This is a genomic window from Psychrobacter sp. JCM 18900, from assembly GCF_904846625.1.
Taxonomy (GTDB): Bacteria; Pseudomonadota; Gammaproteobacteria; order Pseudomonadales; family Moraxellaceae; genus Psychrobacter.
This window is the reverse complement of the sequence record NZ_CAJHBL010000003.1, coordinates 596,468-623,087: the sequence shown is the minus strand read 5'-3', so window position 1 is coordinate 623,087 and position 26,620 is coordinate 596,468. Positions and strand designations below refer to the sequence as shown.

21 protein-coding genes are annotated in these 26,620 nt (G+C 43.0%); 9 read left to right on the top strand and 12 right to left on the bottom strand.

The features are described 5' to 3' along the window. Positions 1-141 precede the first annotated feature (141 nt). The 3 genes from JMX96_RS08190 to lspA all read left to right on the top strand — a co-directional run bounded on the left by JMX96_RS08190 (position 142) and on the right by lspA (position 4,650). Positions 142-690 (top strand): protein disulfide oxidoreductase, encoded by a 549-nt coding sequence (locus JMX96_RS08190; RefSeq protein ID WP_201568522.1) that lies wholly within the window; start codon positions 142-144, stop codon positions 688-690. Positions 691-1,139: 449 nt separating this feature from the next. After that, positions 1,140-4,001: an isoleucine--tRNA ligase gene (ileS, locus tag JMX96_RS08185; RefSeq protein WP_201568520.1), complete on the top strand. Its 2,862-nt coding sequence runs from the start codon at positions 1,140-1,142 to the stop codon at positions 3,999-4,001. Continuing rightward, positions 3,994-4,650, top strand: a complete 657-nt coding sequence (gene lspA / locus JMX96_RS08180; RefSeq protein ID WP_201568511.1) for a signal peptidase II — start codon at positions 3,994-3,996, stop codon at positions 4,648-4,650. Before ileS ends, lspA begins: the two co-directional genes overlap by 8 nt. 144 nt (positions 4,651-4,794) lie before the next feature. On the opposite strand, the gene JMX96_RS08175 is transcribed toward lspA, so the two are convergent. Continuing rightward, a complete protein-coding gene (locus JMX96_RS08175) occupies positions 4,795-5,463 on the bottom strand; it encodes a DUF1294 domain-containing protein (protein WP_227676982.1) in 669 nt (222 codons plus the stop codon). 183 nt (positions 5,464-5,646) lie between these two features. On the opposite strand from JMX96_RS08175, the gene JMX96_RS08170 reads away from it, so the two are divergent. Next, entirely contained in the window at positions 5,647-6,144 is a 498-nt protein-coding gene (locus JMX96_RS08170; protein WP_057758447.1) for an FKBP-type peptidyl-prolyl cis-trans isomerase, read from the top strand. A 100-nt stretch (positions 6,145-6,244) separates the two neighbouring features. Then, positions 6,245-7,285 (top strand): aldo/keto reductase, encoded by a 1,041-nt coding sequence (locus JMX96_RS08165; protein WP_201568509.1) that lies wholly within the window; start codon positions 6,245-6,247, stop codon positions 7,283-7,285. A gap of 173 nt (positions 7,286-7,458) precedes the next feature. On the opposite strand, the gene JMX96_RS08160 is transcribed toward JMX96_RS08165, so the two are convergent. Further along, complete coding sequence (locus JMX96_RS08160; protein WP_201568507.1) at positions 7,459-8,259, bottom strand: lysophospholipid acyltransferase family protein; 801 nt, start codon at positions 8,257-8,259, stop codon at positions 7,459-7,461. 306 nt (positions 8,260-8,565) lie between these two features. Here JMX96_RS08160 and hflX point away from each other — a divergent pair, with 306 nt between their 5' ends. The 4 genes from hflX to JMX96_RS08140 all read left to right on the top strand — a co-directional run bounded on the left by hflX (position 8,566) and on the right by JMX96_RS08140 (position 12,803). Next, positions 8,566-9,993 carry a ribosome rescue GTPase HflX gene (gene hflX, locus JMX96_RS08155; RefSeq protein ID WP_057758442.1) on the top strand — a complete coding sequence of 476 codons (1,428 nt, stop codon included), beginning with the start codon at positions 8,566-8,568 and terminating at the stop codon, positions 9,991-9,993. 376 nt (positions 9,994-10,369) lie between these two features. Beyond that, positions 10,370-10,804: a CidA/LrgA family protein gene (locus JMX96_RS08150; RefSeq protein WP_201568505.1), complete on the top strand. Its 435-nt coding sequence runs from the start codon at positions 10,370-10,372 to the stop codon at positions 10,802-10,804. 16 nt (positions 10,805-10,820) lie between these two features. Then, positions 10,821-11,510 (top strand): LrgB family protein, encoded by a 690-nt coding sequence (locus JMX96_RS08145; protein WP_201568633.1) that lies wholly within the window; start codon positions 10,821-10,823, stop codon positions 11,508-11,510. A gap of 486 nt (positions 11,511-11,996) precedes the next feature. Continuing rightward, positions 11,997-12,803 (top strand): lytic transglycosylase domain-containing protein, encoded by an 807-nt coding sequence (locus JMX96_RS08140; RefSeq protein WP_201568503.1) that lies wholly within the window; start codon positions 11,997-11,999, stop codon positions 12,801-12,803. A gap of 171 nt (positions 12,804-12,974) precedes the next feature. On the opposite strand, the gene tsf is transcribed toward JMX96_RS08140, so the two are convergent. From tsf to JMX96_RS08090, 10 genes are all read right to left on the bottom strand, one after another. Further along, positions 12,975-13,856: a translation elongation factor Ts gene (gene tsf / locus JMX96_RS08135; RefSeq protein WP_114701165.1), complete on the bottom strand. Its 882-nt coding sequence runs from the start codon at positions 13,854-13,856 to the stop codon at positions 12,975-12,977. A gap of 375 nt (positions 13,857-14,231) precedes the next feature. Then, on the bottom strand, positions 14,232-15,023 hold the full coding sequence (gene rpsB, locus JMX96_RS08130) for a 30S ribosomal protein S2 (RefSeq protein WP_057758431.1): 792 nt from the start codon (positions 15,021-15,023) through the stop codon (positions 14,232-14,234). 465 nt (positions 15,024-15,488) lie between these two features. After that, entirely contained in the window at positions 15,489-15,938 is a 450-nt protein-coding gene (locus JMX96_RS08125; RefSeq protein WP_102091536.1) for a chemotaxis protein CheX, read from the bottom strand. Between the two features lie 35 nt (positions 15,939-15,973). After that, complete coding sequence (locus tag JMX96_RS08120) at positions 15,974-16,423, bottom strand: chemotaxis protein CheX (RefSeq protein ID WP_201547934.1); 450 nt, start codon at positions 16,421-16,423, stop codon at positions 15,974-15,976. Positions 16,424-16,453: 30 nt separating this feature from the next. Continuing rightward, positions 16,454-16,816 (bottom strand): response regulator, encoded by a 363-nt coding sequence (locus tag JMX96_RS08115; protein ID WP_057758425.1) that lies wholly within the window; start codon positions 16,814-16,816, stop codon positions 16,454-16,456. Between the two features lie 61 nt (positions 16,817-16,877). After that, positions 16,878-19,058 (bottom strand): ATP-binding protein, encoded by a 2,181-nt coding sequence (locus JMX96_RS08110; protein WP_201568502.1) that lies wholly within the window; start codon positions 19,056-19,058, stop codon positions 16,878-16,880. Positions 19,059-19,070: 12 nt separating this feature from the next. Then, positions 19,071-19,940, bottom strand: a complete 870-nt coding sequence (locus JMX96_RS08105) for a transporter substrate-binding domain-containing protein (protein ID WP_201568495.1) — start codon at positions 19,938-19,940, stop codon at positions 19,071-19,073. A 357-nt stretch (positions 19,941-20,297) separates the two neighbouring features. After that, positions 20,298-21,557 carry a multidrug effflux MFS transporter gene (locus JMX96_RS08100; protein ID WP_201568493.1) on the bottom strand — a complete coding sequence of 420 codons (1,260 nt, stop codon included), beginning with the start codon at positions 21,555-21,557 and terminating at the stop codon, positions 20,298-20,300. A gap of 355 nt (positions 21,558-21,912) precedes the next feature. Then, positions 21,913-22,725, bottom strand: a complete 813-nt coding sequence (locus JMX96_RS08095; protein ID WP_201568491.1) for a crotonase/enoyl-CoA hydratase family protein — start codon at positions 22,723-22,725, stop codon at positions 21,913-21,915. A gap of 223 nt (positions 22,726-22,948) precedes the next feature. Beyond that, entirely contained in the window at positions 22,949-26,566 is a 3,618-nt protein-coding gene (locus JMX96_RS08090) for an ATP-binding protein (RefSeq protein WP_201568489.1), read from the bottom strand. Positions 26,567-26,620: the final 54 nt, after the last annotated feature.

The window sequence follows — 26,620 nt, the reverse complement described above, 5'->3', positions numbered from 1 at the left end:
GCCGTTTATTTTTATCTACTGTCTACTCTTTGTGCAATGATCATATAGGCAATCACGATAAGATAAGCAGTGACGATAAGCCATTATTTGAGAACAACTGAAAATAACTGAAAACAATATGCAAACTAAAAAGCGGATGTCATGACGACTGATATTGAACAAACAGAAATAAAGCCAAAGAAGCAGCCGAAGCCGAAGATAGTTTCGATACTTAAAACGATAATGTTATACGGTCTCATGTTTATCGTGATCTATAGCGTGGTCAATTGGTGGCGACAGCCTGTCATGCCTGCCAACCCTCAGTTGCAACTGACCGATTATCAAGGGCAGACTATCGACCTAGCAGCGATGAGTCATGAGCGGCCTACACTGGTATACTTTTGGGGTACGTGGTGTTCAGTCTGCAGCTTTACCTCGCCAACTATCAATAAACTAGCTGCAGATAACTATCCCGTTGTCACTGTTGCCGTACAGTCCGGCTCAAACCAAGAGCTACGCAGCTACCTCGATCAACATCAGTTTGATTTCACCACCATAAATGATCAACAAGGCAATATCTTTGCAGATTGGCAAGGACAAGTCACACCGTCCTATGTGGTATTAGAGAGTGGCGAGATGACACAAGGGCTAACAGGTATTCAACCATTATGGTCATTGAAACTGCGCTTATGGTTAGCATCTATTTTTTAGCAGTTGAGCCGTACTTTATGTTTCAATGAATAAGCATTCAAGGAGCTTATAGCTACGTCTGTGCTGAGGATATACGACGTAGATAAACGATTGATATTGGACAAAATTGGACTGACCTCGCACAGCTCTTTTTACCCTACCCTTTTTGTCATATAATAGCTGCCGATCTAAATATTTTTTTGAATTATTTTACTAGCATATTTTATATTGCAATCGTCTCGTTACCATTTATTATTGACGTAACTATTTACCGACTAGTGAGCGATAATGGGTATTTATTGACATGATGGTTGATAAACCGACTATGATGAGCAATATACCTACTATTAGTAATTAAGCATTATCAATACCGCGTGACCCTCAGTACTATATTGAACTACATTGAACATCGAGCCTTGTATCCGGTTTTGAACCGACACACAAACCTACCTTTTAAAAAGATACCTTCTATGACTGATAAAAGCACTGACACACCAAGCCAAGATTACAAAGACACGCTAAACCTTGCGGATACGCCATTTGCGATGCGCGCAAACCTTGCCAAGCGCGAGCCAGATTGGCTTGCTGCTTGGGAAGCAGATGACGTGTACGGTAAAATTCGTCAGGCGCGTGCTGGTGCAACCAAGTATATTTTGCACGATGGCCCTCCATACGCCAACGGTCAGATTCACTTGGGTCATGCGGTCAATAAAGTACTAAAAGACATTATTGTAAAATCAAAAACCTTATCAGGATTTGATGCGCCTTATGTCCCTGGTTGGGATTGTCATGGTCTGCCAATCGAACAAAAAGTCGAAGCCAAGGTCGGTAAAGTTGGTCAAAAAGTTTCTGCGACCGAATTCCGTGGCCTATGCCGCGAATATGCGAGCACTCAGATTGAACTGCAAAAGGCAGACTTCAAGCGCTTAGGTGTGTTTGGTGATTGGGACAACCCTTATCTGACCATGAACTTCCATCAAGAAGCCAACATCGTACGTGCGCTTGCCAAAATCTATGACAATGGTCATGTGACTCGCGGTATGAAGCCAGTTAACTGGTGCTTGGACTGTAGCTCTGCCCTAGCAGAAGCAGAAGTAGAATATCAAGACAAAGTCTCTGACGCGATCTATGTCAGCTTTGATGTGCTCGGTACGGACAAAGTAGCCGCATTGGCAGATATCGCAGATAATATCGCTGCTGTTATTTGGACCACCACGCCATGGACGTTACCTGCCAACCAGGCTATCTCAGTACATCCAGAGCATAACTATAGCGTGGTTGCTACCGAAAAAGGCAATCTGTTACTCGCAGCGGATCTTGTAGAGACTGCACTAAACGAACTTAAACTGGAAAATAACGGCATCTTAGCAACTGTATCAGGCAGCGAGCTTGAAGGCCTACATGCCCAGCATCCACTGATTGAAGACCGTCAAGTGCCGCTCATCTTGGGCGACCATGTGACTACTGATAGTGGTACTGGTCTGGTACATACTGCACCTGGTCACGGTTTAGACGATTATATCGTTGGTCTAAAATACAACTTACCAGTAGAAAACCCAGTAAGCGGTACAGGCGTTTATTTAGATAACGCTGCTGTATTTGCCGGCGAGCACATTTATAAAGCCAATCCAAAAATCATCGCTGCACTACATGATAATGGCCATCTAATCAGCCATACCAAAATTGAGCATAGCTATCCGCATTGCTGGCGTCATAAGTCGCCAATCATTTTCCGTGCTACGCCTCAGTGGTTTATCAATATGGAAACCCAAGGCTTACGTGCTCGCGCGCTTGCTGATATTCCTACAGTCAACTGGACCCCAGCGTGGGGACAAAACCGTATCGAATCAATGATGACGGGTCGCCCTGACTGGTGTATCTCGCGTCAGCGTACGTGGGGCGTGCCGATTACTTTCTTTACGCATAAAGAAACAGGCGAGCTGCATCCAAACACGCTTGAGCTGATGGAAACCGCAGCTCAAAAAATCAATGAAGGCGGCGTAGAAGCTTGGTTCGATGCTAGCTGTGAAGACTTCTTAGGCAGTGAAGCCGCTGACTATGACAAAGCAACTGACACATTAGACGTTTGGTTTGACTCAGGCACGACGCATTTTGCGGTACTTGATCAACGTGATGAATTGACCAATCCAGCTGATATGTATCTAGAAGGCTCTGACCAGCATCGCGGTTGGTTCCAGACGTCACTGCTAACGTCAGAAGCGATTTATGAGCGCCCACCGTTTAAGCAAGTACTGACGCATGGTTTTGTGGTCGATGAAAACGGTCGCAAGATGAGTAAGTCACTTGGCAATATCATCACCCCGCAAGAAGAGATCAATAAGACAGGCGCGGACATGCTGCGTCTGTGGATTGCATCGAGTGACTATCGTTATGAGATGAGCGCAGGTAAGACGGTCTTTAAAGGTGCGATCGATATGTATCGCCGTATCCGTAATACGCTACGTTTCTTGCTTGCCAATACTGATGACTTCAATCCAGCGACTGATAGCATTGATATCAATGAATTGGTTAGCCTTGATAAATTCATCATTGAGCGCGCACAAACCGTACAAGCGCAAATCATTAGTGCTTACGATGCAATGGACTTTCACCAAGTCACTCAGCACGTGACGGCGTTTTGCTCGCAAGACTTGGGTAGCTTCTATCTAGATATTATCAAGGATCGTCAGTACACCACGCAGGCAGATGGTCAGCCTCGTCGCTCTGCGCAGACGGCTATCTACCATATCACTCATGCATTGATTCGCTGGATTACACCAATCCTATCATTCACGGCGCAAGAGGCTTGGGAAGTGCTGAACCAACGTGATTCGGACAAAGGCGGCTATGTATTTACTCAAGAATGGTATGAGTTCCCAGCGTTTGAGCTAAGTGCTATTAGCAATGATGACTGGCAGCGCATCATGTTCGCAAAAGACATGGTGAACAAACATATCGAGACTGCACGTGGCGAAAAAATCATCAATGCCAACTTGTCTGCCGACGTGAGTCTATATGCTGACGGTGCTATGTATGAAAGCCTAGCTAAGCTTGATGAAGAGCTTCGTTTTGTACTAATTACTAGTAACGCTGCACTAAAGCCAATGAGCGAAGCACCTGCTGATAGCATCGCACAGACAAAAGAAGCGACCGACACCAATACCGAAGAGGCTGTAGATTTAGTGGTACAAGTAAGTGCGGCTACTGGTACTAAGTGCGTACGCTGCTGGCACATTCGTGATGACATCGGTACAGATAGCGCACACCCTGAGCTATGCGCGCGCTGCGTAACCAATGTCAGTGGCGATGGCGAGGTACGTCACTATGCCTAACCCAACAGACTCACCTGAAAGCCAGCATGACCAGCAGCCGCAGGTTAAGGTCGATCATTCGCCTAAGCCTGCTCATGCAACCACAGGTAGCTCGACTACGCCTAGAAGTCGCATGACCAAGTCAACAAATAGGACACCAAAGCTGGTGGCCAATGGTAGTCGTGCTTTTGTATGGTATGTATTGGCATTGGTTATCGTCGTTATCGATCAGTGGACTAAATGGCTGGCAGAAACTAAGCTGACCTTTCATGATCCAGTGCCGGTGATTGAGCCATTTCTCAATTGGACATTGGCTTATAACTACGGCGCGGCATTTAGCTTTTTGGCAGATGCTGGCGGTTGGCAGAAGTGGTTTTTTTCAGGACTGGCTTTACTCATGTCGTTGTTTCTAATCATTTATCTGATTAAAGCACCACGCAAAGCCACGCTGTTATCTTTTGGTCTAGCCTTAGTATTGGGCGGTGCAGTTGGTAATTTAATCGACCGCTTATTACATGGTCATGTGATTGATTTTATCCATGTGCATTATGCTGATGTTTGGCATTATCCGATTTTTAATATCGCAGATATCGGTATTTCTATTGGTGTATTATTGATTGTCATCGATATGCTGTTTTTGGAAAAAAAGCGTGAAATGCCACGGTCATAATTTTAAATAGTATTATGAATACCGTTTGACTTATAAATAAAAAAGGTGGGTTATGTAATCGTAACCCACCTTTTTTTTGTCGATCGTTTTAATGCTTTCGTCATACACGTAGCAATACTGCTAATCGTGAATGCAATTATTTATTTATAGAAACTCTGATAATAAGTCAGTCACAGTCTCTAACCCGCCACCTGCCAATAAAAATAGCAACCCTGCCATGTTCACAACGACGGTCAAATAATAAGTCACTCGAAACTCAGGCTTTTGTGATTTGTGACGCAGATACGTCTGAGCCAATAGCGCGCCTACCCAACCACCAAGCGCGCTTAGTATATGCAGTGTAGACTCAGGCGTACGCCAGTCGCCACTTTGCGCAGCAGCTTTGTCTTTGGCATACATGCCATAAGTAATAATCCCTAACACGACGTACCAGCCGACCACTAGCCAGCTCAGTTTATCTGTTGCTGCTAATAAAGCCAAAACACCATAAAAAGCCAGTCCAAGAAATGAGCGTTTCTTTTGACCCGCTTCAAATTCCGCCTGATGGCTACGTTTCTGATTGCGCTGACGGATCTGCTGATTTTTTTGTGCCATTTTTTGCTGTACGAAACCAAGCTCTTGTACTTGCTTGGCTCGCTTGCGTCCCTCCGCATCTTGCCCAATGCTAAAGACCACTGCCTCACCGATATTAGGACGGCGCTGAGCCTTAAACTCACTCACATGAAAGAAAACAGACTCGCCTGCTTCAGTTTCAATAAAGCCAAACCCTTTATCGTCCTGCCATTTTTTGACAGTGCCTTGTTGTTTATTCACCACCGACACCTCATATCCTTTAGAATTGCCAATTATAGTACACCATCTGCGTTACATTATTGACGCTTACATCTGGTCTTAGATGACTTATTATTTCTTACACTATAGTACTGCAATTAAAAACACTGTAATCCAACGCATTATTTTCTATTCTTTTATTCTAGCAACCGATGGCTCTTTATTATGACTCAATCTCAATTTATTAACCCAAACGAAGACACTCGTATCGCTCATGGTAGCCTTGTGAAGTTGCACTTTGAAGTTTCACTAGAGAACGGCACCATCATCGACTCAACCTTTAATCGTGATGCACCTGTGTCTTTGACCATTGGTGATGAGAGCTTGTTACCTGGTTTCGAGCAAGTATTGATGAATCTACGCGCCGGTGACACTCGTACCGCACACCTTGAGCCAGAGCAAGCTTTTGGTGAGTGGAATCCTGAAAACATCCAACATTTTAGCCGTACTCAGTTTGCGCTAGTCGCTGATAATCCAGAAATTGGCATGATGGTTGAGTTCGAAGACAAAGGTAAAAACACACTGCCCGGTACGATTAGTGCCATCGATGAAGATCAAGTCGAAGTAGACTTTAACCACCCATTGGCAGGACAAGACGTATTATTTAAAGTAAAAATCTTTAAAGTCACACCGCCCGGTGTCACAGGCATCAAATTAATGTAGTCGCTTAAAGACTATCAAAAACTCGTTAAACGTTAACTAAGATAAAAGCTCACGACGATAAAAATTAATATCGATAAAAACAGCCAAAAGGGAGACTTATATGCAGTATCAAACGTTACCGCAACTCGATGAAAAAGTATCTAAAATCTGTTTAGGCACGATGACATGGGGACAGCAAAATACTGAGTCCGAAGCACATGAACAAATGGACATGGCACTCAGTGAAGGTGTGAACTTTTGGGATACCGCCGAGATGTACCCGTCACCACCAGATAAAGACAAACAAGGTGATACTGAGCGCTTTATGGGCACTTGGTTTAACAAGACCAAACAGCGTGACAAAGTCATTCTCGCAAGCAAAATATCGCCAATGAACTTTTTGCGTGATGGTCAAACGCGCTTTAATGCCGAGCACATTAGCAGCGCTATTGACGGGAATTTGGAGCGTCTACAGACAGACTATATCGATATCTATCAGCTGCATTGGCCAGAACGTCAAGCGAATTTCTTTGGTCAGCGCGGCTATGATGAAGAAATGGCAGCACAGTCATTAGACGATTTAACGCCATTTTTAGAGACTATTCAAGCGTTGAACGATGAAATCAAAAAAGGTCGTATTCGTGCTTACGGCCTATCAAATGATACCGCGTGGGGACTGATGCGCTATCTATGGGAAGCAGATAAAAATGGCCTAATTCCACCACTTACCGTGCAAAACCCATATAGCTTATTGAATCGTTTATACGAAGTTGGTATGGCTGAGATTGCCCATCGTGAAAACGTTGGTCTACTTGCGTATTCACCGCTTGGGTTTGGTGTATTGTCTGGCAAATACCTTGATGGTAAACGTCCAACTGGCGCACGTCTCACCATGTACGATCGTTTCGGTCGTTATGTGAATGAGCAGGCCAAATCAGCCACTGAGCAATATGCCAAGATAGCTGCTGATGCAGGTTTAGACATGGCACAGATGTCATTGGCTTTCGTAAACTCTCGTCACTTTGTCACCAGTAACATCATTGGAGCGACGACGACCGAGCAACTCAAATCAAACATCGATAGTGTCAATGTGGAGCTAACGGCAGATGTCTTAGAAGCGATTGAAGCGGTGCATACACAGCAACCTAATCCATCGCCATAGTTGGTCTTTTATAGAGACTGGATGTTAATACAGCCTGCTGAATAAATGACATTATGCTCGCTCTATTAATTTTCCTATAGAAAAGGGCGCAAATCGTTTCGATTTGCGCCCTTTTATTGACTGGCTGAGATTAGCTACACTAGTTCAACTCTAACTAGTTCAACTGTAAATAATCAGTCTTCAACTGGTGCGCTAAGGACTCTTGAATGTAGATCTGCTAGTCCTTCATTCATGCGTGCTTGTAATAAATTGGTAAGCTCGCTTTTGTTACGACCTTCTGGATCTATAGGCGCGAGTGGCAATACATAAGCGGTCACGTTTTTGCTATCGAGTACTTTCTTCATGCTTTCTTTCATCGTCAGCTTACCATAGTATGGCAATGCGTCGCTTAATGTGCCGTCTTTATTGACATAAGCGATGATGATCGGTCTGATAGGCACATCAGCATCTATGGCTGCTTGCAGCAATGTTCCATGAATGCGCTTTACTTTTTTACCACTGGTGGTGGTCGCCTCAGGGAAGAAAATAATCGAAAAACCTTTGGCTAGAAAGTCAGCAATCTGTGCCGATACTGAGCTTGCATCACCGGAGCCGCGCTCGATGAAAAGCGTCCCTGCGGCATGAGCAAGTTTGCCAAATACAGGCCATTCACCGATTTCAGCCTTGGATAAAAAGAACGCTGGGCTCACAGTACCAACGACAGGAATATCCATCCATGATACGTGATTCGATACCCACAAACCATGGAACTGCTCTACAGGTTCCACTTCTACTACTTTTACCCCAAAAGAGCCTGCCATCTTGCGGCAGAATGTCTGGATATAGCGTGGTAGGGTTTCGCGTGGTGGTTGTTTAAATGCACCGATACGCTTTGCTGCGCGTATGCCGCCGACCATGGTCGTGGTCATACCAGCAACCTGTCTGCCTCGGCTCAACTGTCGTCTGAGTGAAAAGCTTGATTTAGCTTGGCTCATCTTCGCCCTCATGATTAAATAACGGGTGTTTAATAGTCAAAAAACGAGCCCAGTATAACAAAGTTAGCACACTCAGTGATAGCTTGTTCACTCAGTGAGTGCTGACTTTTATACAAACGGGCAATAAAGCAGATTTATAAAAAATTATCCGCGGCAAACGCTGTAACATAAAACCATCGCTAATTATGCTAATACGCTTTAATATCAAGTGATAAGACCATATATAGATAATCATATGAACGTTATGTTAAAGCTTATTAAGCTGATTATAGCGAGACATTTACTTTATTAAATAGGTGATACTCTTTGGACTATTTTGAAAGACATGAAGGTGGCGAACGCGCCATTTTAGTACATTTAGACATCCGCCAAATTCAAGATCCTGATGATCTTAGTGAATTTGAGCTGTTGGCTGATTCAGCAGGTGCCGATCGTTTGGCATTAGTCACTGGATCACGCTCACGCCCTGACGCCAAATACTTCGTTGGTAGCGGAAAAGCAGAAGAAATCGCAGAACTAGTGCGCGAACACGAAGCAGACATCGTACTGTTTAACCACAGCCTGTCGCCATCACAAGAGCGTAATATCGAAGCGCTAGTGAAATGCCGCGTGTTGGATCGTACTGGTTTGATTTTGGATATTTTTGCACAGCGCGCCCGTACTTATGAAGGTAAGCTGCAAGTCGAACTGGCTCAGCTTAACCATCTATCAACGCGTCTGGTACGTGGTTGGACGCATTTAGAACGTCAAAAAGGTGGTATTGGTCTGCGTGGACCTGGTGAAACCCAGCTTGAGACCGATCGCCGTCTACTACAGACTCGCGTCAATCAGTTAAAGAGCAAATTAGAAAAAGTCCGTCAGACCCGTGCGCAAGGTCGTGCCCGTCGCCAAAAATCAGACGTACCGACCATCTCACTGGTCGGCTACACCAATGCGGGCAAATCTACTTTGTTCAATCGTTTGGTCGATGAAAACATCTACGCTGCTGACAAACTATTTGCGACGCTAGACCCTACTCTACGCCGTTTAGACTGGCAGGGAGTTGGTCGTGTCGTCTTAGTCGATACGGTTGGTTTTGTTCGTCATCTGCCGCATGAGCTGGTTGAGTCTTTTCATGCAACCCTAGAAGAAACGCTAGAAGCAGACTTGTTATTGCACGTCATTGACTCCTCTAGCGAAGATATGCACGAGCAGATTCAGGCGGTCAAAGAAGTATTGGCAGAAATCGATAACGATGTACCTGTGCTCAATGTCTATAACAAGATTGATTTGACTGATGAGCCTGCACATATCGGCTATGCTAGCGAAGGACAGCCAAACCGCGTCTATGTCTCTTCTAGACAGAACCTTGGCATGGAAGAGCTAACGCTTGCCGTACAGCAACTGCTGACGGGTAAACTGACGACGTTTGATTTGACCTTGCCGTATGATGCTGGACAGTTCAAAAACACTTTATATGAATTAGGTGTTATTGAAGAAGAAAGCTACGACGATACAGGTCGTGAATGTCTGACGATTCGTTTGCCAAGTGACCGTCTAAGACAGCTACTGGGTCAAGCTAACTTGAAACCTATCGATGTGTTGCCGCTTGCACAAGCAACACTACTGATGCCGGTACTAGAAGAGTTTGAAAAAGTTGATGACGTTGAAGAGCCAACGATGACAGAGGCTGAAGAAAAAGCGTTTGACGAGTTTGATGCATTACACTCAGAAACAGCTGATTCAGAAAAATAATAGTTGTTCCTATAAAATAAGAACTATTGTTAAAGTGAGTCATTTGCGACAGTAGTTGAATGAACGTTTGATTCATACTGTTAGATCACAAACCCTTATATAGTACGTTAAAATAGAATAGACGATATCCATTGATATCGTCTATTTTTTTTGGATATGACCAGTCACGGTGCATAGGCTTTATTAGTTGCCCTACTCTCTATATAATCGCCTGTTATACATTCAACAAATATTGATAGATAGCATTAATCTCTCGAAAGTGAATCATTGCTACCATCAGTATGCATAGCATTATTTTCTACGTTGTGTTCTTGGTGTGATCACATACTTTGTTTGGTACACCATCCATTTATATCTGACTTGGCCAGAATTGCTTATGAAGCCTGCTCACTCTCCCCATCTCCCACTATGGCTTGCGTTAATTCTAACGTTGACCATGGTCATCGTTGTTCGAGAAACGGCGGTTGTTCTCTGTCAAATGGCAGGCATCGAAAAAGCGGCCAATATTGTCGGTTTGGTTGCGATGTTTGTCATTTTGATGGCGTGGCGACTGCTCAAGGGGTTACCGAGCTGGCTCACACAGGCCAGTAATACATTGCTAGTCGATAGTGGTTTTGCCTTCTTACCAGTTTCTGCTGGTGCAGGCCTGTTGCTATTTGCTCTAGGAGATGAGCTCTTGGGTGTGATGATAACGATGATCGTTAGTACGCTCATACCGCTGTGGGGACTAGCATTATTGGCCAATCGTTGGCTCAATCACGCTGCAAACTCTGATAGTACGACTACCAATGAGCCAAAGGGACAGCCGTGAGCTGCGGAGAGATATTATGACTTTTGACAGCGTATTTATGGCAACCCTTGCCGCAATAATATTAACCTTGGCAGCACACGTAATTGCACGTGTATTGGCACGTAAATTATCATGGCTACCGATGGTCATTACCGCACTTGTCCTAGTACTTGTTTTCCTATTTGTACTGCAGTGGGATTACAACAACTATTACAGCGTGGCAAAACCTGTATTTGACCATCTGTTGGGATATGTGACAGTACTTCTGGCTGTGCCATTGGCGGCGATGAATTTTAAAGGCTTACCAGTCAAAAAACTCACTCTAATTGTCGCTATTGCTAGTGTCGTTGGCGCATTATTGCCTATGTCACTGGCCTATTTATTTTCGCTCAGTCATGAGACCCTATTGGCTTTCGCTACCCGTTCTGTGACTACGCCTATTGGCTTGAGTGTCGCAGATTTAATCAAAGCACCACTGGCAATGGCTAACCTAATTATCATCGTTTCAGGTCTGATAGGTGGTACGGTCGCTCGCTTTTTGTTCCGCGGTATCAATGATGACCGAGCCAAAGGCTTAGCACTGGGGTTAGCGGCTCACGCGTTTGGTACAGTAGAGGCATGGCAAATCAGTCATACAGCAGGACGTTATGCAGCATTTGGCTTGGCAGTGAACGGGTTAGTTACCGCGGTTTGGGTGCCTATCTTTATCAGCGCTATTGGTATCTAGTCATCACTAAAACCCTGCCTAAACTATTCTTATATTTTTAAAAATTTAACCATTAATAGGCTTATTTACTGTTAATTTCAGATTGAATATTACCTCGATTACTCAAGTGTCATTATTATTTCTTAAAAAATTGATACACTTTATTTGTCTAAACTTATAAACTCAAAAAGCCCACTACAAATGGCTCATTAAGTCACTTAGAAAAGTTAGTATATTGATTTATCTAAGGTTATTTAATAATAGAAATCTGATTTTACAACTTAGTTTGTCAATCTGATGCGTCAAAAAGTTATTATATGTTATAGTAAGCAACTATTATTTTTTGTATCTATTGCAAGTGGTTCCTTATTGAAAGTGATAATTGCTAAGCTGCTGTCCTCACAGTGGGCTAAATAATTCTGCAAAATCAGTAACCGCTTAAGCGCCTAAATCAATGCATATGTAGGCAAAACAATTTGCTGTTATTCGATAAAAAGTGATTTTACTATGATAAATACGGCTACTTTAATGACTCGCTGCTTATCTCCCCTTTTACTAAGTGCCATTGCTCTTTCGACCTTTTCTGTCGCTGCCAATGCAGGCAACATGTATATCTACAAAGACAAAGGTGGACAAGTGCTGTTGACCAACGTCAATCCTAGTGGAAATTTTGATAAGTTCACGAAAAAAGTAAAAGTAACTTATTATAAAGACTCTAAGATGTATGACGGAAGCAGCGATAGCTATGGTAGCAGTGCCGCTAGCAACAGCGGAAGTCGCAACTCTTACGACAGCTACATTCGTGCGTCCGCTGAGCGCAACGGTGTGGACCCTGCCCTAATGAAAGCGATGATGCATACTGAATCAGCTTTCAATCCAAATGCACGTTCACCAGTAGGCGCACAAGGCCTGATGCAGTTGATGCCAGCAACTGCGCGCCGCTTCAATGTGAGCAACCCTTGGAACCCTGCAGATAATATCGAAGGATCAGCCAAATATATCGCGTGGCTTATGCGCCGCTTCAATAACAATGTCGAACATGCTGTCGCAGGCTACAATGCGGGCGAAGGCAATGTCGATAAATATGGTGGCATCCCTCCATTCAAAGAAACACGTAACTATGTTCAAAGAGTGATGAGCCGTTATCATAGCCTGTATAAAAACGATGCCGGACTGTTTGGTGCACGTATCAGTGCTAACAATCAAACCAGTAGCACTAGTACAAGTAGTGGCTTACAAAATGTCAGCTACGGCACCAGCAGCAATGTGAATAGTGCCAGCTATGCCAACTCAGCCTATGCTGCTTTACGCTAAGCCAGTCACCTAAAAGTCAGACATAAAAAAGCCCATTAACGAATTAATGGGCTTTTTTATGTCTGGATGCTTTATATCTTGAGGCTTCATATTTTGATGCATTAAGAGAAATAAAGCCGAACTGTGAGCCACAATTAAGGACTCACAGCCTGATCCAATACTATTTGGTGCTTACTTGTTAGCAGCCTGAGTTGCAGCAACTTCAGCAGCGAAGTCTTCTTGCTTTTTCTCGATGCCTTCACCAACTTCTAGACGTTTAAAGCCAAGTACTTTTACGCCTTCAGCTTTTAAGACTTCGCCAACTTTCTTGTCGTTGTCCATAACGTATGGCTGACGTAGTAAAGTTACTTCGTCTAGGTACTTACGTAGGCCACCTTCGATCATTTTTTCAACGATGTTGTCAGGCTTGCCAGACTCACGAGCTTTCGCTTCGATGATGTCTTTTTCGCGTGCCAATACGTCAGCAGCAACATCTTCGTCATCTACAGCAACAGGGTTGAATGCAGCGATATGCATAGCAAGGTTTTTACCAGTGTCAGCGTCGCCACCTTCATAAGATACCACTACACCGATACGTAGACCATGACGGTATGCAGCGATGTTAGCACCTTCAAGTGTTTCAACGCGGCGAATCTGGATGTTTTCACCGATTTTCTGTACTAGAGATACACGTGCTTCTTCAACAGTCTGACCTTCGCCATAAGACAATTCAGAGATAGCAGCAACGTCAGTTACGTTGTTTTCTAGTGCAAGGTTAGCAACTTTTTCTGCAAATGCAGTGAAGCTGTCATCTTTTGCAACGAAGTCAGTCTGGCAGTTAACTTCTAACAAGAATGCTTTGTTCTCGCCTTGAGCGATGATGATAGCGCCGTCAGCTGCGATGTTACCCGCTTTTTTAGCTGCTTTAGCTTGACCAGATTTACGTAGGTTATCAATGGCAACTTCAACATCACCGTTTGATTCTTCTAACGCTTTTTTACATTCCATCATGCCAAGACCAGTACGGTCACGCAATTCTTTTACCATTTTGGCAGATACTTTTACTTCTGTCATAAGAGTCACCTTAGTATAGTTATGTATAGGAGTGCTGTATTTCTAAATGCTGGATTTCTATTCGATATCTTAGTATTACTTAAAATCTTGCAGACAGCTCGTTTTGAACGATTACTAATATAGCCATAGATGATGTCAAACAAATAACATCTGTACAATATAGCGATATGACCAGTAGGAACGATAATACCCGCCCAATAGCTGCTCGCTTATACGCACGGCATTATTAATCAGGCTTTATTCAATAACAAGGCATGACGAGTAAAACTACATCATGCCTATTATGAGCTTATATGCTGTTCAGAACATTATATGGATGCTGATAGATACACTATAAAGACATCCTTACAAAGTTAAACTTTTTAAGTCAGCTACTTATTCTGCTGGAGTTGCAGCAGCTTCTTCTGCAGCTGGCGCTTCTTCAGTTGCAGCAGGTGCTTGCTCAGCTTTACCACCAGCTTGAGTTTGTGCGTATTCTTTACCAGCGATGATAGCATCAGCCATAGAAGTTACGTACAAAGTCACAGCACGGATAGCATCATCGTTAGCTGGGATGATGTAATCAACGTTGTCTGGGCTAGAGTTAGTATCAACGATACCGATAACTGGGATACCCAAGTTCTTGGCTTCTTTAATAGCAATAGCTTCATGATCTACGTCTACTACGAAGATAGCGTCAGGTAGGCCGCCCATGTCTTTAATACCACCTAGTGAACGCTCAAGTTTTTCCATATCGCGAGTACGCTCTAGCGCTTCACGCTTAGTTAGCTTAGCGAAAGTACCGTCTTCTGCTTGCTTTTCTAGCTCTTTTAGACGGTTGATTGACTGACGTAGAGTTTTCCAGTTAGTCAACATACCACCTAACCAGCGATGGTCAACGTATGGCATGCCAGCGCGAGCTGCTTGCTCACGTACGATACCGCTTGCAGCGCGTTTAGTACCAACAAATAATACTTTGTTTTTCTTAGCAGCTAGGCCGTTTACGTAAGTCAACGCTTCGTTGAACGCTTTTACGGTGTGCTCTAAGTTGATGATATGGATTTTGTTACGTGCGCCAAAGATGTATGGACCCATTTTTGGGTTCCAAAAACGTGTTTGGTGACCAAAGTGAGCGCCTGCTTGTAGTAAGTCGCGCATTTCGATTTTGGTTGGATTCTTTGTAGCCATGAGAATATATCCTATTGGTTGGGTTATGCCTCCACATCACAAAAACAGCCTATTTAGCGACACGCATCTGCTACCGGTTAGTTTTCATTAGTAAAGCACTAACAGATCACAAATTAATCAAGTCGCCAAACACCCAGCAATTTTTTGCCATGATGTGTGTGTCATTGGTTGGTTTAAAAAAAGAAGCTATCGCTAGATTGAAGCAAATGCCCAAATCTAAACTATAAAGTGAATTATAAAAAATAGCTGCGCTGTATTTTATCACATAACGTCTTGGAATCTCCAGCAGTTTGTTTGTAGTGTATCAATAAGATAAAAACAAACTATGGCGATAATAAAACAAAAAAAAGCGACACATTTGCATCGCTTTTTTCATGATTATTTTTCTAATAGCTATTTTTTAAGTGAGGTTAATGCTGTCGCTCTTTTATAGTTATCACTCGTTTATAGAGGATTGACTATAATTTATGCAATGCAAATACCAATGACCGCCTTGTAACCACGCCACGTAAATGGTGTGATGTAACTTTGACGATCTTTAGGCAAATAAGACACGCTTGGCGCACTCTCTACAATGTGCGGCGGAGAGATAATAAACTCTGAACCAAACTCTGTACGAGCGTTACCTGAGATTGTATTGGCCATTTCACCCAACAAATCTTTCATCATAGTGATTGAAGAGTCAGGCTCGCCCATCACTTTGATGACTTCTCGCAACATCGCGCTTGGTGCACTGACATAGACGCAACCTTCTAAAGGACCCGATATCTTGATGACACCGCTATAATCAAAGCCAATCGCGCTTTTGTTGTTGTTCAAGTAAGGGGTATCAATTGACACTTCCGAGCCATCGATTTGCGCAAAAAACGCATTGATCGAGCTTAGAAATACACCCAATTTTTCTACTTTAACCATAATATATTAATATCCATCTGTATTACGTGGCAGCATTAGTCTTGCAAACAAACCACAATCTCGCCTACTTGAGAATGCCAAGTGATGGGGATGATAAAAGAACGCTCATCGTTCGGCAATACAATACTTTGCGGCGCACCTTTGAACACAAATGGTACAGAGATATGAAACTCTGAGCCAAACTCTTTACGTGCATTGCCTGCGATGGTATTGGCCACTTCCCCAGCCAGATCTACATAGTTCTCTTCACTTTTATCGGTTTCGCCCATGCTGTCTAAGATTGAAGACAGCAAGTCACGCGTCGCCGAGAAATACACCACGCCTTTTTGGCCACCAGATATACCAATCACGCCCGTATAATCGTGGACTTTTGGCTGTTTGTTCTCTAGTAAGTAAGGGGTATCAGCAATAAGCTCTTCTCCACCAAACTGTTCAAAATAATTACTAATAATACTTAAAAAAATCTGTAGCTTTTGCTCTTTCATAATGACATCTGCTTTGGTCGATGAATGGTATTAGTCTTGCATCAGCTCATACAAAGACTCTACAAGCTCCTCTTCCGAAAAAGGCTTGCACAAAAATCCGCTAGCACCTAACGACAGTGCTTCAATGCCGGTGGCTTTGTCCGATAACGCTGATACCACTAAAATGCGTACTTCAGGATCAATCGCGATGATTTTTTCAATACACTCTAGCCCATCCATTTGTGGCATGGTTAGGTCCATAGTGATCACATCAGGACGATGGACATTGAACTTTTCGATGGCTTGAACACCGCTAGTCGCTGTTGCAACCAACATGAATTTTCCTGAATCGTATGCGCGCTGAATACGGTTTCTAATAATATTTGAATCATCAACAATCATTAACTTATGCATAACTTATCTACTACCTTTAATGAAGTGCTTGTCGTCCCTGACAATATAATTACTATTTTGATTAAGCTTTAGGTAAAGTAATGACAAACCGTGTCATCTGACCCAGCTCGCTATTTACGTTAAGCTTGCCATCATACTCTTTTACTTTTGCTTTGATGATGTCAAGTCCGACACCGCGACCACCATCTTCATCTGCATGCTCTTTGGTAGAGAATCCAGAAGAGAACAGCTGTTTGAGCAAGTCACCTTTGCTAAGCTGATTTGTCTCTTCCGTACCGAAACGACCTTCTTCAATCAGTTTATTACGGATGCTGTCATAGTTGATGCCTTGTCCGTCGTCTTGCACCACTAGCATAAAGTTTGAACCGTTGTCTTGCACTTCCAAATCTATGATCCCAACGTCAGTTTTGCCAGTAGCATGACGCACACTTGGCGACTCGATACCATGTACTACCGCATTACGCAGCAACTGAATACTGATTTCTTTGATTGGCTTTGCCAGATTTGCCGGAATGCTGGTTTGGGTTAGCGTCGTACTTTTTAGCTGTACTTGCTTGCCCTGTCTTGCAGCAATCTCTTTTGTAAATTCATTGTAAAAAGACAATAAATCGTCATCTGCTTCATTGTCTAAGTCGATATCTAGCCCACCATCAAAGTCAGCATTACTAGCTGCATGGTCTGCTACTGGACTTTGGGTAGCAATTGGCGCTTGTACGGTTGACGACTTAGCTGCTGTCGGTGCTGAGCGGTTGATACGCTCACCCAACGTCGCAATCGTGTTCGATAAGCTGAGCAAATCATCCAAATGTACTGCCAATGGTAAGAAGTCATTACCAGACAACTGACCTTGGTTTTGCAATGCATGTAACTTGTCTTCAGCATCAGAAGCAATCTTCGTAAAGCTGTGTAGTTTTAGTGCTGATGCTTCACCTTTTAAGCTGTGCATTTCACGATAAATAGCTTTTAATTTGCCTTCAAGCTCGTATTGTGAGCTACCAGGATTTTTTAAGATATTATTCATCTTCTCGATATGCGCTTGGGTATTACCAATAAACTCATTAATAATCTTTGGATTCACATTCAAGATAGTCGTTAACATCTCAATCTGCATATCGTTTTGCGAACGCTCTTTTTCTAGGCGCTGTTCTAAGTAGACTGCATCTGATACATCGTTAACGTTGACCAAGATACGGGCAATGTCTTTATTGTCATAAACACGTGAGAATTTAAAATCTAAGAAGCGATTATCAAGACTCTTGTCGTCAGACAGATTATGCAGCATGACCTTGTTTAACGGGTTAAGTGAATCTACCAGCTTTTCTTTCACTCGAGGGTTATAGAGCTGTTCAATAAACTGCTGTGTGGTCTTGAGGTCTTTATCAGAGATACGGCCACGCAAGACATTGGTAAAGTTCTCCCCTGCCAAGCTATCAGAGCCGATGATATTGTTCAGCGCTCGAGAATGCTGTTGACCAATATTCAAGTCCTTATCAAGTAGGAAAAGACCCGTATTTACCGTTTCCATAATTTCTTGCGTTTCTTGGCGAGCGGCAAGTGCTTCAGCATCCGTCTCACGTAGACGACGTACAAAGAAGAATACGAAGATTAGGAAGTAGGTAAAGATAGCGGCAACACCAAGTACCTGAATAAGACGAATGGTAGTTGCTTGACGTTGTGCACTATCGAACACGTCTTTTGTCAAATTATCCAAAGAATCGTTAATAAACAAACTTGATGTCTTCGCCTGTTCAACGGCCTGCGTCAATTCATCAGCAGACGTTACCATGATATTATCAGCATCTTTTAGATATGTTTGAATCTTAGGCTCTAGCGCTTTCCATTGCTCATTGGCCGCAGCAATATTGGTTTGTGCTTGACTATCAATTTTTGGCAAGTCATAGCTATTACCTTCTGCATCTGTAATTGTACTGCCTTGCTCAATAGCAGCAATCGAGCTGGTGATTAGCGCAGTATTTTGTTCTAAACGGCTTAGCACTCGTTGTATGTGCGGAGAGTTAGTATCCTCACCATAACTACTGTCTAAATCGAAAAGATCTTTAATTACTGCCTGTGCACTGTTTGCAACTTGGTTAGTTTGGTCAATTAAAGCGGTGTTTCGTTCTAATAAATTTGAGGTATAAAACGTGAACGCTAGCAAAGCACCGATTAGAGATAAAAATAGTGCAATTGAAATAATCAGACCTTGATAGCGCTTATTGTCAACATTAGGTACGGTTGCCATCTTCAGAATTCCTTAGTTCAATTGCTTAGTATTGGTGTCAGAGTCGCTCTTTTCAGCAGGGTCAGCTTCACCCAACCAGCGCGCCTCAATTTCTTTAAATGTCCCTTTTTCTTTTAGTTTGGCAATACCTTCATTAACCGTTTTGATAAGCTGAGTATTTTCTTTTGCCATGAGCACCACTTGCTGGGCTGAAGGCGCATCTGCAGCTTCATAGGGTACAATTTTCACTTTATGCTCAGGATAGCCTTTGACGATATATTGTAAGACTGGCATATCGTACAAGAAGACATCTGTATTACCTTGAACCAAATCCTGATACGCCAAAAATGCTGTAGGTCTTGAAATTAGCTCAACTGAACTGCCCATCTCTTTTAGCGTGTCTTCTTCTTTAGAGCCTTCTAACGTACCTGCTTTTAGACCTTTTATATCGTTTAAGCCTTTTACATCGAACTTACCTTCCAAATACATGATAGTAGCTGGGTTGAAAAAGTATGGTGTTGATAGACCATATCTCACTGCCCGATCGTCTTTGTAAGAAATACCAGAAATCGCTAGATCACGCTTTCCTGTTTCGACGCTATCGAACATGTCTTGCCAAGTTTCTTTGTAAAACTCGACTTTGAACCCCTGCTCTTCACCAATAGCACGAATTGAATCAACATCAGTGCCTTGCATATTGCCATAGTCATCCTGGAATGAAAAAGGCGGCAAATCACCAGTCATGGCAACTTTCAATGTTGGCGCTGTATCAGGTAGCTTACTCACAAAGCTATCTGTGTTTTCCTTTACTGGTGCGCTTGCATTTTCTTGAGTAGCAGAATTACCACAGCCAAATAGGCCAACACTCAACAAAATCGGTAACGCTCGATATAACTGCTTCATAATCTATCCTTGAAACCTAACGTTGTTTTACATTTTAATTAATTGACAATCTAGCAAGGTTAAGCAATGTCTATACATATTAACTTACAGAAAGTTACGTTAGATAGTACTTGCCTAATTTCACGATTGCAATAATTATGTTTGGTCATTATTTAAGGTAAGCCATATATAGCAAAGGCTGCATATAATCGTAAATAACATATACTCGTTTATAATCAATAAATTCCATCATATAAAACGCCTATAAAATTTAATTTTGCTCTGAATAAAAATATATAGAGTGCACAAAAAAGCACTCATACGCTGTGAACGCATGAGTGCTTTTTAAAATACAGCTAACTTAAAATAGAAATGCCTTTACTCTGCGTCGTCCAAATTGAGATTACGGTCTATCTTCCAAATCAGGAAAGAACCGAAACTCATTAGTGAGAACAGAGCAATACCGACCTTGAGGACTGGATTGACTGGAAACAGGTTCAATAATAAGCCGCCGAAGATACCGACTGAAAACATTAGCGAGCCTTGTAATGCACTTGCCATACCAGCACGGCGTTTCTGAAAAGCGAGCGCAATTGCAGAAGCATTGGGCTGGGTCAGACCCAGTCCTGCGATACAAAAGAAAATACAAGCCAGCACCAGTGGTAGCCAAGCATCCGTCCCTAAAAGCAAGCCAGTCACAAATAGCACACCCGCAGAGACAACCTGCATCATCGCCCCAAATCGCAAAATACTTAGTATTCGAAAGCGATTGGTAAGCCATTGGTTTAACTGAGTCAAACCTACAAAACCAGCCGCATTCATTCCGAACAACCAAGCAAAATGTGTCGCTGAGACGCCATAAGTATCCATAATTAGCTCAGAAGCCGAGCTGATATAGACAAACATCGCTCCCATTAACAATCCACCACCAATTGCTGGATAGTTAAAAGTCGGGTCTTTTAATAAATCCCAATATTGACTGAGCACTTCTCTTGCAGGACGTACGTTGCGATTTTCTTCGGTCAAAGTTTCAAAAAAGAAAAACTTAGTAAGTAACAAATTAAGAGCGCCAAATGCAGCTAAAAACCAAAAGATAGAATGCCAATCAAAAAACTGTAAGAATAGCGCGCCAAGCGATGGTGCCAATATGGGTGCTAAGCCCATCACTAAAATCATGATGGAAAAAGCTTTTGCCGTTTGTTTGGCAGTGAGGCGATCTCGAATCGCAGCGCGAGTAACTACTGCACCCACACACGCGCCCAATGCTTGTAAAGTACGGCCTGCAAAAAGCACGTACTCATTATCAGTGGTCGCACAAAGGATAGAAGCGATAACGTATAAGGTCATACCTATATATAAAGGTTTGACACGGCCGACACGGTCACTGAATGGGCCGTAAAATAGCTGCCCAAATACCAAACCTAAAAAGTATGCAGGAACAGAGTTGGCCATAAAGGCCGTTGAAACACCGAAATCATCGGCCATCGATGGCAATGCTGGTAGATACATATCAATGGATAATGGCCCTACTGCAACCATCAGCCCAAGCATCATAATCCATGCAACAGGCAAATCAGCAGAGCGCACTCGCTCAGAGGCGATAGGTTTGTTTGGAAGGGAGGGTTTTGAAGCAGACATATTTAGACCGTTTTATATAGTGGCTATTATTTTTAATATTTTATTTTTCGACGTTTAATTGCTTGCACGTGTTGTTAGGTAGGCTTTCGTCATTTTACTGGCTTATCTAGTAATCAAAATAGATACCTTTAACAACAATAGTGCATCTTTACCCACATCGGTGCAAGCAGACAATGCTATATCGTGCTATCTGCTTGCATTTCAATGGCTGTAAGACAATGGCAAAACAACCGCTAACAATTAAAACTCGTCAAAAGGATTTATCAAAATATGTCTGGTATTCTTAGGTAGTAACCTCTTCTATTAAAGTGAATCAAACGAAAATAACACTAGCAAATTTACTGATAGCAAAAATTTAGCGGAATTGGCGTTTGCCAAATAAGGTGCTGGCCTGCTTTGCTTTTCTGAGGGCAAGCTTACGATTACGACCAAGCATCATTTTAAGCTGCCATGCTTTTTCTTTATATAAAGTCTTGGCAGGTTGATCATACATCGCATTTATCACGCGTTTGCTTGCTAGCACCGCATCAGGAGAGCGCTCTGCAAACTCGGCAGCAAGCTTTTGTGCTTGTTCAAGAGGCACTTCACTACAATGGCTAATCAAGCCTAACTCTTTGCCTTCATTAGCATCGATGATACGAGCGCTCATGGCGAGCTCTTTTAGAGTATCTTCTCGTAGAACCCCAAATGCCGATTGAGTCAGTCCCATATCTGGCACTAACCCCCATTTAGCTTCCATAATAGATAACTGACAGTCAGGGTGACTGACACGTATGTCACAAGCCAACGCCAACTGTAACCCAGCGCCGATACAATACCCTTCCAATACTGCTATGACGGGTACTGGCAGATCACGCCATACCAAGCACACCCGTTGGAACGCACTTTGCCATGGCTTAATCAACTCCCAAAGCGCAAATGCTGTGTTTTTTGGATGATTTAAGTCTCCTAAATCAATCCCTGCGCAAAACGTTCCTTCTGCCCCATTTAGAATGACCGCGCGTATGGTTCTGTCCTTGCTAATGCGACCTGCCAGCTTAATCAACTCATTGATTACCTGGAAACTCATGGCATTTTTTTTATGTGGACGATTTAAGGTAACCGTCAGTATGTTGTCTGTAATACTAACTTGTAAGGTCTCATACTGGTAACTTGCAATCGCGTTCATAACAATCCTTATTAATGAATAAAATAAATATGGTGCTGATATTCACAATATTAGCAGGCTTGTCTTTGTTGTACCGTAGTAATAACTGACTGCCACGATACTATAGTCAGTTTCATATACAGCAGATATAGAGTGTTTAGTTGATAACGATAAGCAAATCTAACAAGACTACCTATCGCTTTCTGAACCTGAATGATTTTATCTGCTTTACCTTAACCTCAACTTATATCATTTTCCACGTCATGTCATTTTCGCTCAAGCGATGATAATTAAGCTGAGGATAAGAAGATAAATCTACCTTTTGCAAGTTGTCTAGCGCCGTTAATAATGCCTTATAATAGGGCTCAATCATTGCAAATTGCACAGGTGTCGTATGCTGTACATTCAGCAGACATTTATCTTCCAAATCTTGGCTAGCCTGACGCAGTTGCGGTACACCTGTATATCGACTACCGCCCAGTATACGATGGGCAATTTGTGCCAACATATTGCGGTCATGCGCTTCCCATGCCTGAATAAGCGCCTGTTTTTCATCATTGATAGTATCGATCATCATGATAATAAGCTTGGCCGCCAATTCAGGTTTGTTCGCTGAACGAGTGAGCGCATCTTGCCAATCTAAAATGTTTGAAGTATCACTTTTGCTTATATTGTTGTTACTAAAGTCATTATTGATTTGCTCGTGTAAAGTCGTATTATCGTGAGCTGTTCTATCTTGAAAGCCTTGGTCTTGAGGGCTTTTATCTTGAGAGTTGTCGATAGACCTTATTTGTGATTGTAGTAGTGGCGATTGACCTTGTTTTTGTAGACGTAAGCTTTCATAGCGCGGTTGAATATCACGCGCAGTATCTCGTCTATAGCCGTCACGAGGCTGGCTATCACGCAGATAATCATCACGGATTTTTTTCAGGGATAGTGGACGGGTAATTTTCGGCTCGCTACTGACAGAAGTACTATTACGATCTACCCCATCTCCTCTTATTATTGGATAAGTAGCGATTGAGTTGTCTGAACTGGCTTGAGTCTCTTGCCCATTTACATTGTTGGAGAGCAAGTCGTTCGATAAATCATTGTCATTGATTGAGTAACCACGCAACGAGTCAATAGCAGTTAGCTCAGCTTCTGATGAGTCGGTGCCCCGTACATTAGCATCCTGTACATTAGCACCTTGTAAATTATCACTCTGCAAATCAGAATGCTGTAAGCCAAAGCTCTGCAAATCTGTATCAGGTAATGCGGTCAATTGTGGTGTCGTACTCTTGCGACCAAGCCATTTCTGTAGCACTTGCAATAACTGAGGTTGGCTAATAGGTTTGCCGACATAGTCATTGATACCGCTGGCTATAAGTTTGTCACGTTCATCTGCCAACCCATGCGCGGTCAGAGCGATAATAGGGATACGACTATCCGCATTTTCGATATTTCGAATCTGCTTAGCTGCCTCATGTCCCGACATCCGCGGCATTTGAATATCCATAAATATCAAATCAATATTATCTTTGTCTTGCGTAGCCGCTTTATCATCAGCGCTCGTGTCCTCATGATAGAACGCGCTATTTGTTTTCTTATTTATCTCATCACGTGTTTCTGCTTTAGAGAGTTGCGTTTTATTCGATAGGCTTTGCTTATCGCTCTTGGCAGTTTTAATATTTTTGGTTTGTTGTTTACTGATAATCTCAATAGCATCAAATCCACTGCTCGCAGTGACTACCTGAATACCTAGCTCACTCAATAAAGCATCAAGCACTAGTAAATTGGGCAAATGGTCATCAACTGCCAGTACAGTGACCCCTTTCCAGCGTGGTTCCTGCAAGCTTTGCGGCATACTACGGCTTTGGGTATCGAGCATCGCGTACAGCTGTCTTTTGTCTAATGGCTCATACAGTATGTTGGCATGATAGCGATTGAGTAGCGCTTGATCGGCTGCCACTTGATAGCCAAATACAGCAAGCTTGCCTTGATAATGCAGACGAATTTGCTTGAGGAGCGCCATCATATCGTCTTGGGTGTCATCATCAACGATGACCCAATCCCAATAGTTACCGTGTTCTTTTAATGACTCAAGCACACCTGGTAATGAGTTGGCTTGAGTCAGCTTAATCGGTAAGTACTGCAAGCTGGCCTTTAGTACTTGTATCGAAGCAGTATGATTGATCCAAACCAGTACATTAAACTCATCGGTCTCGCTTGCCAGTGGCGCTAATACTGGTAATTCAATCGTTTGACCAGTGGCTGCCTCTAGCACATCGACATGGGCCGGCATGCGAAACCAAAACGTCGCACCTTGGTTGGCAATATTTTCTTGAGCATTATCATGAAATCCAATATCACCGCCCATCAAGCGCGTCAACTGTTTGGAGATGACCAGACCCAACCCTGTACCACCATACTGACGCGTGATTGATGGATCGCCTTGGCTAAAGCTTTGAAACAGCATTTTTTGATCTGCAAGAGAAATACCTTTTCCGCTATCTTGCACGCTAATCATCAGATAATTGTCACGGTGGTCATCTAAGCTCACACGCACCACCACATCACCACTATCCGTAAATTTAATGGCATTACCAACGATATTGGTCAATACTTGCTTAAGACGTAACGCATCGCCGTTGATGCGCATCGGCACATCATTGTAAAACAGTACTGCCATGCGCAAACCCTTCTCCGCAGAGACAGGAGATAGCATATCGACCACATCGTAAATGGTGTCATAGAGATCAAATTCATGACGATCCAGTACTAGCTTGCCTGCCTCAATTTTAGAAAAATCTAAGACATCATTTACCAAAGCGAGCAAGTGTGCTGAGGACTTACGTATGGTCTGTACATACAAGTCCTGCTCAGGATTGAGCTCGCCATGACGTGCCAGCAAATTAATAAAACCATCGATACTGTTCAATGGTGTACGCAGTTCGTGACTGATATTGGCTAAAAACGCAGATTTTGCTTGGCTGGTTGAAATTGCCGCATCACGTGCATTTCGAATAGAGATGTTTTGCATCTCCATCTCATCAAATGCCAGACGTAAATCATCCTCCGTTTGCTCGGCATGGTCTTTGAGCTCTTGAAAGCTTCTATGTAGGCGGCGCAATGTTCTAACTAGATCTTGCTGTAATAGATTCAGTTCACCATCTGACTCAACGGGTACAGGTTGGTATAAATTATCGACATGGGTACGCTGCAACTGCAAACGCAGCTCATAAATGGGAGCAATCCAACGTTTTGAATAGATATTTAGGCTCAGTAGTAGAATCAAGATAGTAAACAAGCCGGTAATCACTAACGCCATCGCAATACGGTAGCGTGCAATATAGAGCGGCTCATTGTCCATATCGACGAGCAGCCACAACGTTTGCCCTTCAAACTCTCCCAATACACTGCCATACGCTGTGCCTACAGGCGTTGGTCGTTGTGACAAAAAGCTTGCGGAATCACTGATTAGCGGCCATTCTTCATTGAGGCCATAACCGACTGTTGCTAGTATTTGATTGCCTTCATTAATAATAGCAATGCGCTGTACATGCTGCTCAGACTGCATACGTCCAAGCTTATCTTGGATACCCTCTAGCGTCGTCATCGCCGCTTGCTGGGTCCTCTCAGCACTACTCCCTACTTGCTGGCGCTCTTGTTCTAGCAGCTCAGGAATCAGTTCAGCTATGACTGGTGTATAGCGAATAAGTACCGCTTCGGCCAATACTTCTTGCTCAGAGTCGCTTGCACGCATGGTTTCGTGAAATACCAAAATGCCGCCTACTGCTGCCAACACACAGATGGGCAAAAACACCAGTATGATCAGCTGACCATAAGCACTACTGGTGTCGAAACGTTTTTTATATGCCATGCTAGGTCTACTCTCTACTAAGGTTCTTGCCGTGAATTTTCGTAATAGTGTCAG

What these genes read in the sequence shown, in the direction of transcription:
- JMX96_RS08190 (WP_201568522.1), top strand. Translation starts at nt 142, where the DNA reads ATGACGACTGATATTGAACAAACAGAAATAAAGCCAAAGAAGCAGCCG.
- ileS (WP_201568520.1), top strand. Translation starts at nt 1,140, where the DNA reads ATGACTGATAAAAGCACTGACACACCAAGCCAAGATTACAAAGACACG.
- lspA (WP_201568511.1), top strand. Translation starts at nt 3,994, where the DNA reads ATGCCTAACCCAACAGACTCACCTGAAAGCCAGCATGACCAGCAGCCG.
- JMX96_RS08170 (WP_057758447.1), top strand. Translation starts at nt 5,647, where the DNA reads ATGACTCAATCTCAATTTATTAACCCAAACGAAGACACTCGTATCGCT.
- JMX96_RS08165 (WP_201568509.1), top strand. Translation starts at nt 6,245, where the DNA reads ATGCAGTATCAAACGTTACCGCAACTCGATGAAAAAGTATCTAAAATC.
- JMX96_RS08160 (WP_201568507.1), bottom strand. Translation starts at nt 8,259, where the DNA reads ATGAGCCAAGCTAAATCAAGCTTTTCACTCAGACGACAGTTGAGCCGA.
- JMX96_RS08150 (WP_201568505.1), top strand. Translation starts at nt 10,370, where the DNA reads ATGAAGCCTGCTCACTCTCCCCATCTCCCACTATGGCTTGCGTTAATT.
- JMX96_RS08145 (WP_201568633.1), top strand. Translation starts at nt 10,821, where the DNA reads ATGACTTTTGACAGCGTATTTATGGCAACCCTTGCCGCAATAATATTA.
- JMX96_RS08140 (WP_201568503.1), top strand. Translation starts at nt 11,997, where the DNA reads ATGATAAATACGGCTACTTTAATGACTCGCTGCTTATCTCCCCTTTTA.
- tsf (WP_114701165.1), bottom strand. Translation starts at nt 13,856, where the DNA reads ATGACAGAAGTAAAAGTATCTGCCAAAATGGTAAAAGAATTGCGTGAC.
- rpsB (WP_057758431.1), bottom strand. Translation starts at nt 15,023, where the DNA reads ATGGCTACAAAGAATCCAACCAAAATCGAAATGCGCGACTTACTACAA.
- JMX96_RS08125 (WP_102091536.1), bottom strand. Translation starts at nt 15,938, where the DNA reads ATGGTTAAAGTAGAAAAATTGGGTGTATTTCTAAGCTCGATCAATGCG.
- JMX96_RS08120 (WP_201547934.1), bottom strand. Translation starts at nt 16,423, where the DNA reads ATGAAAGAGCAAAAGCTACAGATTTTTTTAAGTATTATTAGTAATTAT.
- JMX96_RS08115 (WP_057758425.1), bottom strand. Translation starts at nt 16,816, where the DNA reads ATGCATAAGTTAATGATTGTTGATGATTCAAATATTATTAGAAACCGT.
- JMX96_RS08110 (WP_201568502.1), bottom strand. Translation starts at nt 19,058, where the DNA reads ATGGCAACCGTACCTAATGTTGACAATAAGCGCTATCAAGGTCTGATT.
- JMX96_RS08105 (WP_201568495.1), bottom strand. Translation starts at nt 19,940, where the DNA reads ATGAAGCAGTTATATCGAGCGTTACCGATTTTGTTGAGTGTTGGCCTA.
- JMX96_RS08100 (WP_201568493.1), bottom strand. Translation starts at nt 21,557, where the DNA reads ATGTCTGCTTCAAAACCCTCCCTTCCAAACAAACCTATCGCCTCTGAG.
- JMX96_RS08095 (WP_201568491.1), bottom strand. Translation starts at nt 22,725, where the DNA reads ATGAACGCGATTGCAAGTTACCAGTATGAGACCTTACAAGTTAGTATT.
- JMX96_RS08090 (WP_201568489.1), bottom strand. Translation starts at nt 26,566, where the DNA reads ATGGCATATAAAAAACGTTTCGACACCAGTAGTGCTTATGGTCAGCTG.